At 71.0% G+C, this 17200-nt stretch carries 13 protein-coding genes; 5 read left to right on the top strand and 8 right to left on the bottom strand.

What is annotated here, in order from left to right:
• Positions 1-136: 136 nt before the first annotated feature.
• Positions 137-1504, top strand: a complete 1368-nt coding sequence (gene purB, locus AC07PR_RS24985) for an adenylosuccinate lyase (RefSeq protein WP_377159367.1) — start codon at positions 137-139, stop codon at positions 1502-1504.
• A gap of 105 nt (positions 1505-1609) precedes the next feature.
• Here purB and AC07PR_RS24980 read toward each other — a convergent pair whose 3' ends face one another.
• The 6 genes from AC07PR_RS24980 to AC07PR_RS24955 all read right to left on the bottom strand — a co-directional run bounded on the left by AC07PR_RS24980 (position 1610) and on the right by AC07PR_RS24955 (position 6476).
• A complete protein-coding gene (locus AC07PR_RS24980; RefSeq protein ID WP_495136909.1) occupies positions 1610-2059 on the bottom strand; it encodes a hypothetical protein in 450 nt (149 codons plus the stop codon).
• Positions 2041-2322 (bottom strand): hypothetical protein, encoded by a 282-nt coding sequence (locus AC07PR_RS24975; protein WP_495136908.1) that lies wholly within the window; start codon positions 2320-2322, stop codon positions 2041-2043. Before AC07PR_RS24975 ends, AC07PR_RS24980 begins: the two co-directional genes overlap by 19 nt.
• A gap of 307 nt (positions 2323-2629) precedes the next feature.
• Entirely contained in the window at positions 2630-3202 is a 573-nt protein-coding gene (locus AC07PR_RS24970) for an outer membrane beta-barrel protein (RefSeq protein WP_377159361.1), read from the bottom strand.
• Positions 3203-3552: 350 nt separating this feature from the next.
• Positions 3553-4869, bottom strand: coding sequence for an ATP-binding protein (locus tag AC07PR_RS24965; protein WP_377159359.1), 1317 nt, complete (start codon positions 4867-4869; stop codon positions 3553-3555).
• The gene (locus AC07PR_RS24960; RefSeq protein WP_377159357.1) at positions 4869-5576 is read right to left on the bottom strand and encodes a winged helix-turn-helix domain-containing protein; all 708 of its coding nucleotides are present in this window, start codon (positions 5574-5576) and stop codon (positions 4869-4871) included. Before AC07PR_RS24960 ends, AC07PR_RS24965 begins: the two co-directional genes overlap by 1 nt.
• A gap of 132 nt (positions 5577-5708) precedes the next feature.
• Positions 5709-6476 (bottom strand): GNAT family N-acetyltransferase, encoded by a 768-nt coding sequence (locus tag AC07PR_RS24955; protein WP_483108107.1) that lies wholly within the window; start codon positions 6474-6476, stop codon positions 5709-5711.
• A 117-nt stretch (positions 6477-6593) separates the two neighbouring features.
• Between AC07PR_RS24955 and pyrF the strand changes: the two genes are divergently transcribed.
• Positions 6594-7424 (top strand): orotidine-5'-phosphate decarboxylase, encoded by an 831-nt coding sequence (pyrF, locus tag AC07PR_RS24950; RefSeq protein ID WP_495136907.1) that lies wholly within the window; start codon positions 6594-6596, stop codon positions 7422-7424.
• A gap of 195 nt (positions 7425-7619) precedes the next feature.
• Positions 7620-10904, top strand: coding sequence for a PAS domain-containing hybrid sensor histidine kinase/response regulator (locus AC07PR_RS24945; RefSeq protein ID WP_495136906.1), 3285 nt, complete (start codon positions 7620-7622; stop codon positions 10902-10904).
• On the opposite strand, the gene AC07PR_RS24940 is transcribed toward AC07PR_RS24945, so the two are convergent.
• Together AC07PR_RS24940 and AC07PR_RS24935 are read right to left on the bottom strand one after the other, a co-directional pair.
• Positions 10891-12573, bottom strand: a complete 1683-nt coding sequence (locus AC07PR_RS24940; protein ID WP_495136905.1) for an SH3 domain-containing protein — start codon at positions 12571-12573, stop codon at positions 10891-10893. The two genes, AC07PR_RS24945 and AC07PR_RS24940, sit on opposite strands and share 14 nt — an antisense overlap.
• A 62-nt stretch (positions 12574-12635) precedes the next feature.
• A complete protein-coding gene (locus AC07PR_RS24935) occupies positions 12636-13985 on the bottom strand; it encodes an SPFH domain-containing protein (protein ID WP_377159347.1) in 1350 nt (449 codons plus the stop codon).
• A 166-nt stretch (positions 13986-14151) separates the two neighbouring features.
• Here AC07PR_RS24935 and AC07PR_RS24930 point away from each other — a divergent pair, with 166 nt between their 5' ends.
• Positions 14152-14862 (top strand): response regulator, encoded by a 711-nt coding sequence (locus AC07PR_RS24930; RefSeq protein WP_483108111.1) that lies wholly within the window; start codon positions 14152-14154, stop codon positions 14860-14862.
• Between the two features lie 19 nt (positions 14863-14881).
• Positions 14882-17188 (top strand): ATP-binding protein, encoded by a 2307-nt coding sequence (locus AC07PR_RS24925; protein ID WP_495136904.1) that lies wholly within the window; start codon positions 14882-14884, stop codon positions 17186-17188.
• Positions 17189-17200: the final 12 nt, after the last annotated feature.

Raw genomic sequence — 17200 nt, 5'->3', positions numbered from 1 at the left:
AATATCCCCGCGCCGGACCTGCCGGACACCGTCCCTCGGCCGGTGGCTGCGCGGAGCGGGGGCCATTGTGACCCGCTCTGTAGAATCCCCGGGTTTGTCCCACCCCCTGAATGGCCGGTTCCGGCCCGCGCGCGCCATGAATCTCTCCGCCCTCACCGCCCTGTCGCCCCTGGATGGCCGCTATGCATCGCGCATGGCCGCGCTGCGTCCGCTGCTGTCCGAATTCGGCCTGATGCACCGCCGCGTGCAGGTAGAGATCGAGTGGTTCATCGCCCTGTCGGACGCCGGCCTGGCGGAACTGAAGCCGCTGTCGACGGCGTCGCGCGAGTTCCTGCGGGCGCTGGTGGCGAACTTCTCCGAAGCCGATGCGCAGGCGATCAAGGACATCGAGAAGACGACCAACCACGACGTCAAGGCGGTCGAGTACTGGATCAAGCAGCAGTTCGCCGGCAAGGCGGAACTGGAAGGCGCGGGCGAGTTCGTGCACTTCGCCTGCACCAGCGAGGACATCAACAACACCAGCCACGGCCTGATGCTGAAGGCCGCGCGCGACCAGGTCATCCTGCCGGCGCTGGACCGCGTCATCGAGAAGATGACCGCCATGGCCCAGACCCACGCCGCCGCGCCGATGCTGAGCCGCACGCACGGCCAGACCGCCAGCCCGACGACCGTCGGCAAGGAGATCGCGAACGTCGTGGCCCGCCTGCGCCGCGCCCGCACCGTCATCGCCGAGGTGAAGCTGCTGGCCAAGATGAACGGCGCCGTGGGCAACTACAACGCGCATCTGTCGGCCTATCCGGAGAAGGACTGGGAGGCGTTCAGCCAGTCGGTGATCGAAAAGCAGCTGGGCCTGACCTTCAACCCGTACACGATCCAGATCGAGCCGCACGACTACATGGCCGAGCTGTTCGACGCCGTGACGCGCGCCAACACCATCCTGGTGGACTGGTCGCGCGACGTGTGGGGCTACGTGTCGCTGGGCTACTTCAAGCAGAAGACCAAGGCCGGCGAGATCGGCTCGTCGACGATGCCGCACAAGGTCAACCCGATCGACTTCGAGAACGCCGAAGGCAACTTCGGCCTGGCCAGCGCCGTGCTGACGCACCTGAGCCAGAAGCTGCCGATCTCCCGCTGGCAGCGCGACCTGACGGACTCGACGGTGCTGCGCAACATGGGCGTGGCGCTGGGCTACGCGCTGCTGGGCTACGACTCGCTCACCAAGGGCCTCGACAAGCTGGAACTCAACCAGGCCGCGCTGGACGCAGACCTGGACAGCTCGTGGGAAGTGCTGGCCGAACCGATCCAGACGGTGATGCGCCGCTACGCGCTGCCCAACCCGTACGAGCGCCTGAAGGAACTGACGCGCGGCAAAGCGATCACGCGTGAATCGATCCAGGCTTTCATCCAAGGCCTGGAACTGCCCGAGGCCGAGAAGCAGCGCCTGCTGGCGATGACGCCGGGGAACTACACCGGCACGGCGGAAGCGCTGGCGAAGCGGATCTGATCGATCCGACCGATCGACCCGGTCGATCGGCGTTCGATCCGCGTTGAGCGTTCGGCAGGATCGCAAGAATGGGGCAGTGCAAACAGGCACTGCCCCTTTTTGCTATCAGGCCTCCCGATCGGCCGTCGGCAGCTGACGCCAGCGACGTCCGACGAGCACCACGCAGCCGATGACCCAGCTCGCGGCGATGACCTCGAGCACCACGGCCACCACGGGTTCAGTCGCGACGCCCGCCATCGCGAGGAAGGCCTCCGCGCCGATCGCCGCGACCACGACCCCCAGCGCGGCGACACCTGCCCGCGAGATCCGGGGGCGCGTGCCGCCGACGGCTGCCGCCAGGAACACCAGCGTCGCCCGGAAGACGACGACGCCCCACAGGAACGCCGCCAGGATCGCCAGGAAGATCCCGGCGTACGACCAGGCCGCACAGCATCCCGGCAGCGCGAGCACGAGCCGGGCGCCCGCGCCCGCGGCGATCACGCGCGCCACGGCGCGGGGCAGGCACCCCGGCCGCGGCCGGACGGGGGCGTCCGTGTTCACCGCGTGATGTTGCATGCCTTGGAGTACTCCGCGGCCAGGCCGCCGCCGATGGCCCAGCCACCCAGCACGGTGATGAAGCTGCCGCCGATGCCGCCCACGGTGGAGCCGATGCTGCTCCACGCGAGGATGGTGTTGGCGCAGGCCGTGGCGTCGGCCGTGGCGCGCCCTTCGGGCGTGCCGGCCCACGAATCGCCGCCGTGCACGGTGTCGATCTCCGCGTCGGTCAGCTCGCGGAACTCCAGGTCGCGCGATTCACAAGAGAATTTCAGTGCGTTCATGTCGATGTTCTCGAAAGGAAGTCGGATCCACGAAGTCGGATTCGATGAATCACACCGTCGGGTGACGGCGCGGATGCATTCCATCGAGAACGGAGAGCGGCGCCCATGACCCGCCTGTGCGTCGACGACATCGGGCGCGGACCGCGAGCACAACACGCGCATGTCCGATGGCAATGAAAAAAGGGCAGTGCATTTCTGCACTGCCCTTGCACCTGCCGGGGAATCGGGGGTCGGGTGTCGCTCGGAGCAGCCCCGTCAGGCGCCGGTGCCGGGGGGAATCGGCACCGGTCAACCGTGACCGGTCGTCTTAGAACTGATAGGCCAGGCCCATGCTCAGACGATCGTCCTTCTTGTCGAAGCCGTTGGCTTGCGGCATGTTGTTGAAGCGGGTCGCTTCGGCGCGCAGCGAGACGTTCTTGGTCAGCGCGTAGTCGACGCCGACACCCAGCTTCAGGCCGGTCTTGTCCTTGTCGCCCAGGCCGTTGCTGAAGTCGCGCTCGGCATACGCCACGCCGACCTTGCCGTAGACGCCGAAGCCGGCGCCCAGCGGCGCGCGGGCGATGCCGTCCAGCGAGTACACCTTGTTCTTCGCCGTCACGCCGCCGAAGTCGACCTTGCCCAGGTCGGTGTAGCCCACTTCAGCCGCGAAGTTCTCGTTGAACTTGTAGCCGCCGAAGATGCTGTAGCTGTCCGACGAACGCTTCTGCGCGTTGCCGTCCACACGTTGCGACGCCTTGCCGACGTCGCCGCCGATGTAGTACGGGGTCACCGGATCGGCGTGCGCGACGCCCACGCCCAAGGTCAGCGCGACTGCCGCGGCAGCCAGCAGACCGGCCTTCTTGCCGTTGATCGAGGTGCGGGTGTTGTTGTTGCTGTTCATTTGGAACTCCTTCAGAGCTGTTGACCGATCTGTCGTCCGGGGTTGCCTTGGACATCCGCCAGGCTCGTTCGACATGGAGCTCATTCTGGGAATTCGGCCTCGCCGCGTCTGTGGCGCGAGTTGAGCGCTTGTGTGACGGTCGATGACAGCCGCGCACGCAGCGCTTGACGAAGCTTCACGCGGGGCGGTCTGTGCACCGCGACGGCCACTGGCCCTCACCCCTTCCCTCTCCCGCAAGCGGGAGAGGGGGAAGAGGAGGCGACGCTGTGAGTGGAGCCGGTCGGACTCCATCTCCCGCTTGCGGGAGAGGGCGGGGGTGAGGGCCAGCGGCGGCGGTAGTACTTGGGTCTTCAGGCCGCCTCGGCGGGCCAGTACAGCAGCAACCGCGCGCCGCCGAGCCGCGGCGCCTCGCCCAGCCGCGCATGCCCGCCGTGCGCATGCGCGACATGCCGCACGACCGCCAGGCCCAGGCCGAAACCGCGCGTCCCGCGCCCCTTGCGCTCCAGCCGCTTGAAGGGCTCGAAGGCCGCCTCGCGCAGCGACGGCGGCACGCCCTCGCCGTCGTCGTCGATCGCGAGCCAGAGCTGACCCGCCTCGACCCACGCCGTCATCAGGATGCGCCCCTTCGCGTACCGCGCCGCGTTGCGCAGCCCGTTGCGGATCGCATAAGGCAGCAGGCGTTCGTCGAATGGCAATTCATCGGGCAGCCGCAGGTCCGTGTCCAGCGCCTTGCCGTCGAGCAGCGGCGCCAGCGACGCCGCTTCCTTCGCGAGCATGTCACCCAGGTTGCCCTGCATCACATGCGGCTGCAGCGCGCCCATGTCGAGCCGCGCCAGCGTCAGGCTCGCGTCGATGAGTTCGTCGAGCTCGGCGATGTCGCGCTCGCAGGCCATCACCGCCTGCTCGCGGCGGTCGCGGTCGTCCTCGTCGACCAGCGCATCGACCGCGAAGCGCAAGCGCGCGAGCGGCGTGCGCAGTTCATGCGAGACCGCGCCCGTCAGCTCGCGCTGCGTCGCCATCGCGGCGGCCAGCCGCTCCAGCATCGCGCGCGTCGCCGCGGCGACCGGCGCGAAGAGGCGGCTCTTCAACGGCGGCAATTCCGTGTCGAGCCGGCCCGCGCTCAATCGCTCGGCCGCACGCTGCAATCCGCGCAGATCCCGCCACAACGGCCTCAACTGCCACCACGCGATCAGCGCGACCGCCAGCGCGATCACGACCGCCACGCCCAGTTGCGCCGCGAGTTCCTTCGGCAGCTCCCCGGCCCGCTTGGAATCGAGCGGGCCGAGCAGCAGCAACTGGTCGGGCTCGCCCGGCAGCGCCGCGTAGATGCGGCGGTTGAAGCCGGTGACCAGCACCTCGCCGCGTTCGAGCCGGCGGCGCTGGTCCGCGCTGAGCTGTGCGAGGTCGGTGCGGATCAGGCGCACGGGATAGTCGAACTGCGCGTCGAGCTCGCGCACCCGCTCGCGCCGCGCCGGCGGGTCCAGCGGCGCGAGGTCCCGCACCAGCAGGTCCACCGTGCCGCGCATGAAGTTGCGGACGTAGTCGTTGGTGACCTCGGAGGCGCCGATCAGCACCAGCCCCTCGACGAGCAGGATCAGCGCCAGCACCGCCAGCCCGAGTCCCAGCGCCATCCGCAACAGCGAGGCGCGCAGCGTGATCGCGGCCATCAGTCGATCGCGAAGAGGTAGCCCTGACCGCGCACCGTCTTGATCCGCACCGGCGCCTGCGCGTCGTCGCCGATCTTCTTGCGCAGCCGCGAGATGCGCGCGTCGATCGCGCGGTCCAGCCCGTCGAACTCCAGCCCGCGCAGGCCCTGCATGATGTCGTCACGGCTCACGACCTGACCCGCGCGGTGCGCGAGGAAGTTCAGCAGCTCGTATTCGGCGGTCGTGAGGATGACGGGCTCGCCGTTCAGGCGCAGCTCGCGCGATTGCGGCAGCAGCGTCAGCGGGCCGAAATGCAGCGCCTCGCCGACCGGGTGCGCCGCCGGCAGCGCGTCGCGACGCAGCAGCGCCTTCAGCCGCGCCAGCAGCACACGCGGCGCCACCGGCTTGGCGATGTAGTCGTCCGCGCCGCCCTCCAGACCGAGCACCTGGTCGATGTCGTCGTCCCGCGCGGTCAGCATCACGATGCGGCCGCCGAAGTCACGGCGCGTGTCGCGCAGTACGTCGAAACCGTCCTTGCCGGGCAGGTGACCGTCCAGCAGCACCAGATCGAAGGGCTCCTGCCGCATCAGCGCCTCGCCGGCCAGGCCGTCGCCGCAGACGGTCACCGCGTAGTTGGCCTTGCTGAGCGCGTCGGCGACCAGCTGGGCCAGACGCTCGTCGTCCTCGATGAGCAGGATGCGCGCGGCGCTCTGAGCAGAAATGTCCATGGCACCGAGCATAGGCGAGGCCCTCCCCCGCCGACTTCAGCCACGCTTAAGCGCGCATGCGCACGCGCGTGTTTCCGCCAACGCCCGACGGCGCCGTGCTGGCCGGCGCCCACCGGGCCCGACAGGGGGGCGTCAGCGGTCGGCCGGAATGTCCAGCCGCCAGCCCGCGGGGGTGCGCACGGCCCGCAGCGTCGGGTCGTCCGCCATCGGCGCCCAGCGCTGCGCGAGGTGGTCCATCGCCTGCGGCGACAGGTCGGTGCGGCTGGCCATCACGCGATCGACGGTCTCCGGCGTCACGCACGCCATCAGCGCCGCCCGCGCCGGGCCGCGCAGCGCGGCGTGCCAGCGGGCGCGCAACGCCGCGATCTCCCCGGCGTCGTCCCGCCCCTCGGGATCGTGCCAGGCATAGACCCGCGACAGGCCTTCGTGCGCCTCGGTCTGCTGCAGGCCCTCGTCGGTCATGCCGATCGCGAGCAGCACGCGCCCGGACGGCTCGTTCTCCGGCGCCGTCGTGCCCAGCAGGTGCCGCATCCCCAGCACCTGGCGGCAGTAGTCGAAGGTGGCCGCCGCCGCCTCCCGCGCGTAGCCCTGGCCCCAGAAGCGCGCCGGAAAACCGTAGCCGATGTCCGGATGCGGCAGCCCCTCGCGCTGGATCACGCCGGCCAGGCCGAGCAGCTCGCCGTCCTCCAGCCGCTCGACGGCCCAGAAGCCGAAGCCCAGCAGCCAGTAGCGCGCCTCCAGCCGCTCCCGGATCCAGGCCGCGGCCTGCTCGTCGGTGCGGACCTGCGCGTCGTAGATGTGCTCGATCCAGGCCGGCTCGTTGAGCAGCCCGCGGACGAAGGCCGCATCCGATTGCCGAAACCACCGCAGGCGCAAGCGCGCCGTTCTCAACACGTCCATCCACGCCTCCCAGCGCCCGTGAGCGTCATCGTCAGGATCCTCATCGACGCCATCATCAGCGTCATTGCCGACGTCCCCGTGGACGCCGTCCCCCACAAAAGCGGGACAATACCGCACATGAAATTCATGTCGAAGCTCCAGGCCGCCGAGCGCCTGAACGACTCCCTGCTGTGCGTCGGGCTGGATCCCGATCCCGCGAAGTTCCCGACCCATTGGAAAGGCGACGCCGGCCGGATCTACGACTTCTGCGCCGCCGTCGTCGACGCCACCAAGGACGTGGTGAGCTCGTACAAGCCGCAGATCGCCTACTTCGCCGCGCACCGCGCCGAGGACCAGCTCGAGCAGCTGATGGCCCACATCAAGCGCCACGCGCCGCACGTGCCGGTGATCCTGGACGCCAAGCGCGGCGACATCGGCGCCACCGCCGAGCAGTACGCCCGCGAGGCCTTCGAGCGCTACCAGGCCGACGCGGTGACGCTGTCGCCGTTCATGGGTCGCGACAGCGTCGAGCCCTACCTGCGCTACGCCGACAAGGGCGCCTTCCTGCTGTGCCGCACGTCCAACCCGGGCGGCGACGACTGGCAGATGCAGCGCCTGGCCGACGTCCCCGGCCAGCCGCGCCTGTTCGAGCACCTGGCCGCGCTGGCCCAGGGCGACTGGAACGTCAACGGCCAGCTGGGCCTGGTGGTCGGCGCGACCTACCCGAAGGAGATCGAGCGCGTGCGCGAGCTCGCCCCGACGCTGCCGCTGCTGATCCCGGGCGTCGGCGCCCAGGGCGGCGATGCCGCGGCCACGGTCGCGGCCGGCTGGCGCAAGGATGCGGGCACGGTGATCGTGAATTCCTCCCGCGCGGTGTTGTACGCCTCCGCCGGCGAGGACTTCGCCGCCGCCGCCCGCCGTGTCGCACTGGCGACACGCGATGCCCTGCGTCCCACCGCCGCCGCCTGACTCCCGGCGGCAACGCCCGCCAATTAATTGGCAGAAACCCCGAACGCGCACCGGACTGGGCGGCTTTCGGGATTTCTCGCCTCTTCAGAACACCCCCCGCTCGCCGAGACTCCGTTACCGGACGTTGCAATTCCGGGTCGACGCGCCAATCCGGCATGCCGCTCGCCCCGGAACCTTTCCAAGGAGGGAAAGGGCATGTCCACCTACAACGAGTTGGGGCGGGGACGAGTGAGCAAGGATTCCCAGGACGATCTGAGCAGTCTGGTGGGGCACGAACTGTCGCGCGGCGACAGCCTGCCCGCGAAGCTGCAATGGCGCGCCGCGCGGCTGTTCATGGCCGCGTGCGTGCTGCTGTCCGGCATGGCCGGCCTGCTGCTGCTGGCCAGCGCCGGCGCGTCGGAACCCTTTGGCGGCCTCCTGCCGCCGGCGCTCGCCCTCGTGACCACCTTCGCGGGTCTGGCCATGCTGTGGCGGCTGCCTTCCCATCACGGCCCCGCGGCGACGGTCACGCTGATGTGCCTGGCGATGGCGACGGCGCTGTCGCTGGCGGTGTCGCGCCAGCTCGGGCTCAACGCCGCGAGCCTCGGGATCATGGGCCTGATGGTCGCGCTGGGCACCGGCATGATCGGACTGGGCGCGGGCCTGTCGCTGTTCGGGCTCGGACTGGCCGCGCTGGGCGGATTGGCCTCGGCGGAACTCGGCGGCTGGATCCCGGTCGAGGGCGCGCCGATCGGACTCACCGCCCGGCTGCTGACGCAACTGCTGCTGCTCACCTCGGGGCTGGTCGTCGGCCTCGGCACGGCCAAGCTGATCCGGCGCGCGATGCAGGAGGTCAACGACCGCCATGCGCGCTTCCGTCACCTGCTCAACATGGCGGCGGACTGGTACTGGGAGATGGATCGCCAGTTCCGCTTCACGCATCTGACCGAACACAACCCCGGCGCCTCGGGCCTGTCGATGGCGGAGCGGCTCGGCCGCGCGCCGTGGGAGATCGAGCACCTGGGACTCTCCGACGAGGAACTCGACGCGCACCGCGCCGACCTCGAATCGCACCGCCCGTTCCGCGGCCTGGTGATGCGCCGCACGACCGAGGACGGATCGCTGCATTACGTGTCGATCAGCGGCGAACCGCGCTTCGATGCCAAGGGCAATTTCCGCGGCTATTGGGGCGTGGGCCGCGACGTCACCGACGAGGTCCAGACCGAGCAGGCCATGGTGGCCACGGAGACGCGCTACCGCGAGCTGTTCCGCCGCTCGCCGTCGCCGCTGGTGCTGCACCGCTGGGGCCGCGTGATGGACGCCAACCCGGCGGCGATGGCGATGTTCGGGTACACGCAGCGCTCGTCGATGATCGGCCAGGACCTGTTCTCGCATTACGAGCCCGGCGACGAGGAACGCGCCCGCCAGCGCGCCGCCAAGATCGAGTCGCTGCCCGTCGGGGCGATGCTGCCGATGACGGAGTTCCGGCTGCGGACCCTGTCGCGCCGCCGGCGCCTGGTGCAGGCCACCAGCGTGCGCGTCGACGCGGCCACCGGTCCCGCGACGCTGTCCTTCTTCATCGACCAGACCGAGACCTCGCGCGCGCAGGACGCGCTGCGCCGCTCGGAGGCGCTGCTGTCGCACCTGTTCGCGACCAGCCCCGACGTCGTCACGCTGACCGAGACCGTCAGCGGCCGCTACGTGATGGTCAACAAGACCTTCGAGCTGGTCAGCGGCTACACGGCCGACGAAGTGCTGGGCCGCAGCTCGGAAGAGCTCGGCATCTGGCAGGACATCGCCGACCGCGATCGGCTGGTCGAAGCGCTGCGCCAGCACGGCCGCGTCAGCGACCTGCCGGCGAGCTTCGTCAACCGGCGCGGGCAGCCGATCCCCATGCTGCTGTCGGCGGCGCCGTTCGTGATGGACGGGATGTCCTACCTGGTCGTCAATTCGCGCGACGTCAGCGACACCGAGCGCACGCGGCTGGTCCATGCCGCGATCCTGGAGAACGCGTCGATCGGCATCGCGCTGACGCGCGACCAGCGTTTCGTGCAGGCCAACCGGCTGGTGGAGGAGATGTTCGGCTGGCCCGCGGGCGAGTTGATCGGCCAGGCCGGCAACGTGGTGTGGCCCAGCCCGGAGGACTACGAGGCCGTCGGCCACGAGCTCGGTCCGCGCCTGGCGGCGGGCGAACAGGTCGAGGTCGAACGCCTGATGCGGCGCCGCGACGGCGGCCGCTTCCTGTGCCGGATCCTGGCGCGGGCCGTGGACCCGAACCACCCCAGCCGCGGCGGCACGATCTGGATCATGGAAGACGTGACCGAGCGCCGGCGCGTCGAAGCCGCGCTGGCGCAGGCCAAGGACGAGGCGCAGGCGGCCAACCGCGCCAAGAGCGCGTTCCTGGCCAACATCAGCCACGAGATCCGCACGCCGCTGAACGGCCTCGTCGGCCTGGCGCGGCTGTTGCAGCAGCCGGACCTGAACGGCGACACGCGCAGCCACTACCTGGACCAGATGGTGGACAGCGCGGAGAGCCTGTCGGGCCTGATGTCGGACATCCTGGACCTGTCCAAGATCGAGGCCGGCCGGCTGACGCTGGAGACCGTGCCCTTCGCGCTGCGCGACATGCTGGCGACGATGCGCATGGGCTACCTGACGCTGGCGCAGGCGCGCGGGCTGGGGTTCAGCATCGACGTCGACGACGCGGTGCCCGCCTGGGTGATCGGCGACCCGGTGCGCACGCGGCAGATCCTGAGCAACTACCTGAGCAACGCGCTGAAGTTCACCGAGCAGGGCCGCGTGGCAGTGCGGGTGCGTCGGATGGACGAGCGCCGCCTGCGCGTCGAGGTCAGCGACACCGGCCCCGGCATCGCCGAGGCCATGCACGAGCGGCTGTTCCAGCCCTTCACGCAGGCCGACGAATCGACCACGCGCCGCTACGGCGGCACGGGCCTGGGCCTGTCGATCTGCCGCGAGCTGGCCACCTTGATGGGCGGCGACGTGGGCGTGGACAGCCAGCCGGGCGCTGGCGCGACCTTCTGGGCCGAGCTGCCGCTGCCCGCGGCGCCGGCGCCGGTGAGCGCGCAGCGCCGCGCGCCGGCCGATGACGCAGAACTCGCGGGACGCCGCATCCTGATGGTCGAGGACAACCCGGTGAACATGATGATCGCCGTGGCCATGCTCGAGCAGTGGGGCGCGGAGGTCTCGCAGGCGAGCGACGGCAGCCAGGCGGTGGAGGCGGTGACGGCCGCGGCCAGCATGGGCAAGCCCTTCGACGCGGTGCTGATGGACGTGCAGATGCCGGTCATGAGCGGCCACGAGGCCACGCGACAGCTGCGCCAGCGTTACGACGGGACGCAGCTGCCGATCATTGCGCTGACGGCCGCCGCCTTGGTCCAGGAGCGCGACGAGGCGCTGGCCGCCGGGATGAACGAGTTCCTCACCAAGCCGATCGACGCGCAGCGGCTGCGGCAGGTGCTGGTGAAGCTCACCGCAGACTGAGCGTCGCGCCCTTCCAGTCCGCCGCCTGCCAGCGCTGGAACGCACCCAGCATCGTCACGTCGCCGGCCTGGCGTTTCGTCTCCAGCGTGTCGAGGTCGACCAGCTCGTAGCTACGCTTGTAGCGGCCTTCCGCGCGGGACTCACGCGCGACCAGCAGTTCCTTGCCGCCGGGCACCCAGCCGGCGAACTCCGCATAGCCCAGGCCCGGCTGCGCCGCCACCGGCGGCAGCACCGACACCTTCCAGCCCTGCGCCGTGCGGCGCAGCAGCCAGAGCTCGCGCCAGCCGTCCGCCGGCACCGAGGCGATCGCGATCGCCGTGCCCTCGCGGTTGATGCGCGCCGATGCCGTCATCACCAGCCCCCAGGCGCAGTGGCGCAGCAGCGGCGCGCTGCCTTCCTTCGCGCCGTTCATCGTCAGCGTCAGGCAGGTCTCGCCCGGCTGGCCGGCGGCCGCGCTCAGCTTCACGGGGCCGAGCGTCTGTTCCGGCGCACCCGCCGGCAGCGCGGCCCAGCGCATCGCGTTGCCGCGCATGGCTGCGTCGTTGTAGGTGGGTTGGTCGTCGTCGGAGAGCTCCGCGGGAACGACGCGGGCGAAGGCTTCGAGCGCCCGGCGCGATGCGGCCGACGAGGCATCCACCTGCAAGGTTGTGGTCGAGGCCACCGCCGCGGCGGTGCCCGCAGCAGTGCCCACGGCGCCCGCGGCGCTGGCCCGGCGCGCACGGATGAAGGCCAGGCTGCTCCACACGCCCGACTGCCGCATCAGCACGCGGTTGCGCCAATGCGTCGCCAGCGCCGGATCCCGCAGATCGACCTTGTCGAGCACGTCCGCGCGCCACTGGTCCATCTGCTCGCGCTGCGGCGGCGTCGCGACCGGGTCCAGGCAGTCGGCGCGCGTCAGCGCCAGCGCGGCGCGCGCCTTCTGCTCCGGCATCGACGCCGGCATCGCCAGCACGCGGCGGAACGCCTCGCCGTCGTAGCAGAGCTGCATCGCGCCGGCCTCGCGCTCCAGCGTGCGGAAGCGCAGGCCGTAGCGCGCGGCGACGTCGAGCTGCGCGGCGACCTGAGTCTCCGCAGCGGACGGGGCAACCGTCGCCACGCCGTCCGTTCGCGCTTGCGTGCGCGAGGCGCGATCGGCCAGCCGTTCGGCCAGCGTGCCCATCGCATCGAGCACCTCCGCGCCGTCGACGCCGTTCATCTGCGCCGCGCTCGCCGCCTGCACGTAGGCGGCGGCCAGGCCCAGACCGAGCGATTCCGCGCCCGGCTGCTGGCGCACGACGCGCAGCGCGGCCAGCAGCGCGTCCGGCTGCGCGGCCGGGCCGTTCAGCGGCAGCAGCGCGGTCTTGCGGACGAAGCCGCCGCGCTCGCGGCGGTAGTCGTAGACCTGGAAGTGGTCGGGGCGCTCGCCGCGGATCTCCAGCGCCTCGCCGCGCCAGAGCTGCGCCTGCGCCGGCGACGAATCCTTCGCCGCCGCGCGCATCGCGACGTTGTCCTGCACCACCAGCGCGGTGCGCGGCGCGGCGTCATCCGGCGAGACGCGCTTGATCGGCGGCTTCGGCGCGGCGTCGTCGACAGTCGCGGTCAGCGTGGCGGCATCGGCCGAGTGGACGCACAGCAGTTGAACGGCGACGGCGGCAATCGCGGCGGCCATCACGAGCTTCAGGCGGCACATGTCGGAACCCTTTCGACTCAGGATCAGGGACGGGACCAAAAACGCGGAGGAACGGTGACGGTTCATTGCGAGGTCCCCTCGCCTTCGCCTTCCGAGCGACCTTCATGGCGTCCTTCCGGACGCCCGTCCTGCTTCGTCCCGAGCAGCGTCTTGCCGATGAATCCACCGTCCGACGGCGGCGGCGCGATGATCACCTGCACCTTGTCGGACAGCTTGTCGGCCATCGCCTTCTGGATCAGCAACGGATGGCGGCTCAGCAGTGCGCCCTCGGCGGCCATCTGGTCGACGGCGACCTTGCCGATGCGCGTCTGGCGATAAGCCTCGGCGTCGGCCAGCTTCTCGCGCGCCTTGGCCTCGCCCTCGGCCTCGATGCCGCGCGCCTGCGCGTTGCCTTCGGCCATGCGGACCCGCGCGACGCGCTCGGCCTCGGCTTCCAGCTGGCGCTGCTCGACCTGGCGCTGCTTGAACGGCAGCACGTGCTTCATCGCCTCCTCCTGGCCCTTGGCGGCGATGATCTGCTCGCGCGCCGAGGCTTCGGCGGCGGTCTCGCGGCGGACCTTCTCGGCGGCCGCCTCCAGCTCGGTCTGCTTGACCTGCTTCTCCTTGAGCTCCAGCGTGTAGCGCATCTTCTCGCTGGCCAGTCCTTCCGACAGCAGGTTCTCCAGGCCGGCGCGGTACTCCTGCGGCAGGTCGACGTTGCCGATCTCCAGGCCGCGCAGCACGATGCCGTCCACCGCCAGCTTGCGGCGCAGCTCGGACTCCAGCGCGGCCTGGATGGGACCGCGCTGCGTCGAGAAGATCTCGCGCACCGTGTGCGTCGCGATCTGGCGGTAGACGATGCCCTGCAGCGCCGGCGCGATCACGTCGCCTTCGATGTCGTCGGGCAGCGAGGTCGCCAGCTGCGCCAGCCGCGTCGTGTCGACGGTCCAGCGCACCGTCAGGTCCAGGCCCAGCGACAGCCCTTCGAGCGACTGGAGCGGCGCCTCGCCGTCGGCGCGGGCGAAACGCTGCGGGTGGTAGCTGCGATCACGCACCGGCAGGTCGCGGACGTCATGCAGCCCGGGCAGCTGGAGCATGGAGCCCGAGCGGGCCTCCGTCACGCCGCCGGTCAGCATGTTCGTGCGCAGGCTGACGGCGCCGCGCGGCACCTCGTGCACCGGCGGATGCATCACCAGCAGGGCCACCGCGCCGGCCACGGCGGTCAGGCCGGCCAGCCAGGGCAGGCAGCGGACCAGGCCGGCGCCGGCGCGCTTCAGCGGCAGGCCAAGGCCGCCGGCACCGGCACCAGCGCCGGCGCCTTCGCCGCCGAACTCGTCGCCGAGCTCGTCACCGCGGTGGCGGCGGGAGAAACCGGGCAGCCGAGCCTTGAGCCGCGCGGCGGCGTTGCGGATCGATTGCAGGCGGTCGTTCATGAGGTCCTCCGGGGTTCCCGTTGATTCGGGTGTTGGGATGACGCTCATGGTCCGCAGACGCCCCGGAAGCCTCAATGCGGGCGTCGGCGGGTCCCTTCACGGTCCGGAAGAAACCTTCACGGGCGGGTCGCGCCGCCGGGCGCGGCGATGTCGATAATCCGGCGCCATGGCCATCCCCAGGAACAAGGTCGCCGTCATCGAGGACGACCGCCCCACCAGCGAGCAGCTCACCGGCTGGATCCGCGCCGCGCGGCCCGAGCTGCAGGTGGATCAATGGTTCGACCGCGACGCCGCCGAGGCCGCGCTGGCGCGCGAGCGCTACGAGATGGTCGTGCTCGACATCGAGCTCGGCCGCGAGCGCAACGCCGGCATCGCGCTGATCAACGAGATCAACAAGCTGAACGCCGGCACGCCGGTGCTGGTCGTGTCGGCGATGCCGGCCGCCATCTACCGCGGGATCATGAAGGCGCTCGACGCCTGGGACTACCTGCAGAAGACCAGCTTCGACGAGGCCGAATTCATCGACACCTTCCTCGACATCCTGCGCGCCGCCCGCGCCCGCGAAGCCACCGAGCCGGTGCCGGCCGCGCCGGAGGCGCTGCAGCTGGACCCGCTCTGGCAGCGCAGCCCGCTGTGGAAGGGCCAGCGCATCAACCTGCCGCTGACGGCGCAGCGCATCCTCGCCACGCTGTACCAGCGCGCGCCGCAGGTGGTGTCGTACGAGGAGCTCTACGACGTCGTCAAGAGCGGCCGCACGCGCGACAACGTGCGCAAGCACGTGTCGACGCTGCGCGAGGCGCTGAAGGAAGTCGATCCGTCGTTCGACGCGATCGAGAACGTGCCGATGCGGGGGTTCCGGTGGTCGGGCCCGCGATGACCGTCGGCATGGACGTCGCATGAAGCTGGGACCGGTCGAGTTGCCCGCGCTGGCCGTGCCGCGACTGGGCCTGGCGGCGTTCCGCCGCCGCGCGGTCGTTCACCTGGCCTTCCTGCTGCTGGCGCTGGCGACGGTCGGCCTGGTGCTGACCGTGCTGATCGATCAGAAGCAGCGCGCCTACCAGCGGTATGCGCAGGGCTTCCGGCAGTCGCTGGCCGAGATCGTGCTGCAGCTGCGCCATCCGAGCGGCCAGCTGGCGCTGCTGAATCCGACGATGGGCGTGGGCGACCGCGACGGCCAGGCACCGGTGCTGCTGCCGTTCTCGGCGATCGACTTCGACGACCAGAACAAGGCGCAGCGCGCCGTCGAGATGGCCGGCTGCGGCCTGCGCTGGCCCGACGGCGCGAGCCTGTGCGCCGCCGTCGGCGCGAACGCCTACGCGGGCGGATTTCTCTACCTGGTCGGCAGCCTGGAGAGCGGCCCGCTCGCCGGCCGCGAGCACGGCGCGCTGGACCTGAGCGGCGTGCACCGCGCGCGCGTGACGCTGAAGCTGCGCGGCGGCACGCAGACCTGGATCGCGCCGTTCGAAGGCACCGCCGCGGCCGACGGCACGCAGCGCGGCCGGCTGACCGGCTTCCTGGGCGCGGGACCGCAACTGCCCGGCAAGGCGCGCCCGGTGCGCGAGTTCCGCGGCTGGCTCTGGCGCGAGGGGCCTTGCGCCGAAGGCAGCAGCGGTCCGGACTGCGCCAGGCGCACCTTCTATTCGATCCGGCTCCCGGTGGAAGCGTTCCAGGACGCGCTCTTCGACGACGCGGGCCATCGCGCCCGGCCGGTATGGCCGCCGGCGGACCTCGACCAGATGCGGGTGCGGGTGGAGCTGCTCGGGCCTTCCGAACCCATAGCGCCCACCGAGCTGCCTGCTGCGGCCTCTGAGTCGATGCACGCCAGCGTGATCGCCCCGCCGACACAGGCTCCCACGCCGGCTCCGGCTCCGGCTCCGGCTTCGGCTTCGGCTTCGGCTTCGGCTTCGGCTTCGGCTTCGGCTTCGGCTTCGGCTCCAATCCTCTTCGACAGCGCCAAGCCGGGCGCGTCGCTCGCGCTGTCGCTGGACCGGATCGGCGCATCGCTGCAGCCGGGCGAGACGCTGCGCATCGAGCGACTGGGCAAGCAGGCGACGACGATCGCCGAGCGCCGCGGCCCGGAGCTGTCGGAACGCGCGCTGCCGTGGCTGATCCACGTGATGCGCCGCCTGCCGGTGCAGGGCGAGGTCCTGGGCGTCGGCGCCGACACCGATGCCACCGAGATCCGCTGGCTGACGGCGTCCGACGACGTGGCGACGCCGAGCGGCCGTTACCGGCTCGACCTGCGCGGCGACCTGCGCAGCCTCGACCGCCAGTTGGCGCTGGAGGCACGCCCGCTGGCCTGGCTGGCGGCGGCGATGCTGGCGGCCGTCGCGCTCGCGTGGCTGATGGTGGAGCTGGGGCTGATCCGCGGCATCGCGGTGCTGACGAAGCGCGCGGCCGCCGTCTCCTACAACATGCAGGACGCGCGCGCGGACCAGCGCATCGGCGAGCTCGACGTGGCCGACCTGCGCGGCCGCGACGAGCTGGGCATCCTGGCCGGCAGCCTGGCCGACGCGCTGACCCGCGTGAAGGACGGCCTGCGCCGCGAGCAGCTGCGCGCCGAACGCGAGCGCGAGATGTGGCATGCGGTCGGACACGAGATCATGTCGCCGCTGCAGTCGCTGATGGTGTTGCACGGCGCGGGCGACGATCCCAGCCATCGCTACGTGCAGCGGATGCAGCAGGCCGTGAAGGTGCTCTACGGCAGCGCGCCGCCGAGCGAGGCGCTGGCGTCCGCCGACCTGCACACGGAGGCGCTGGACCTGGCCGCCTTCTGCCGCGAGGTGGCCGCGAACGCGCACTACGCCGGCATCGACGACGTGACCTTCGCCACCGAGCTGCCCGAGCCGCAGCCCGTGCACGCGGAGGCCTACGCGCTGGAGGACGCCGTCACCCACGTGCTGCGCAATGCCGACCGCTACCGGCCCGAAGGCACGCCCATTGCCATCACCCTGGAGGCGGGCGAGCCCGGTTTCGTCCTGCTGCGCATCCGCAACCAGGGGCCGCACATCGACGCGGCGATGCTCGACCAGATCTTCGAATACGGCGTCTCCGACACCGCCCCGCAGGTCAACGGGGAACGCCGCGGCCAGGGACTCTTCGTCGCGAAGACCTACCTGGCGAAGATGGATGGCAGCATCCGGGCATTCAATGTGCCGGAAGGCGTGGTGTTCGAGATGAGCCTGCGCCGCGCCGCGGCCTGAGCCGCGCCGCCT

It is taken from the genome of Roseateles sp. GW821-FHT09H11, assembly GCF_059415845.1.
Note: the sequence above shows the minus strand (reverse complement) of the source record. Positions and strands in the feature narration are given on the sequence as shown.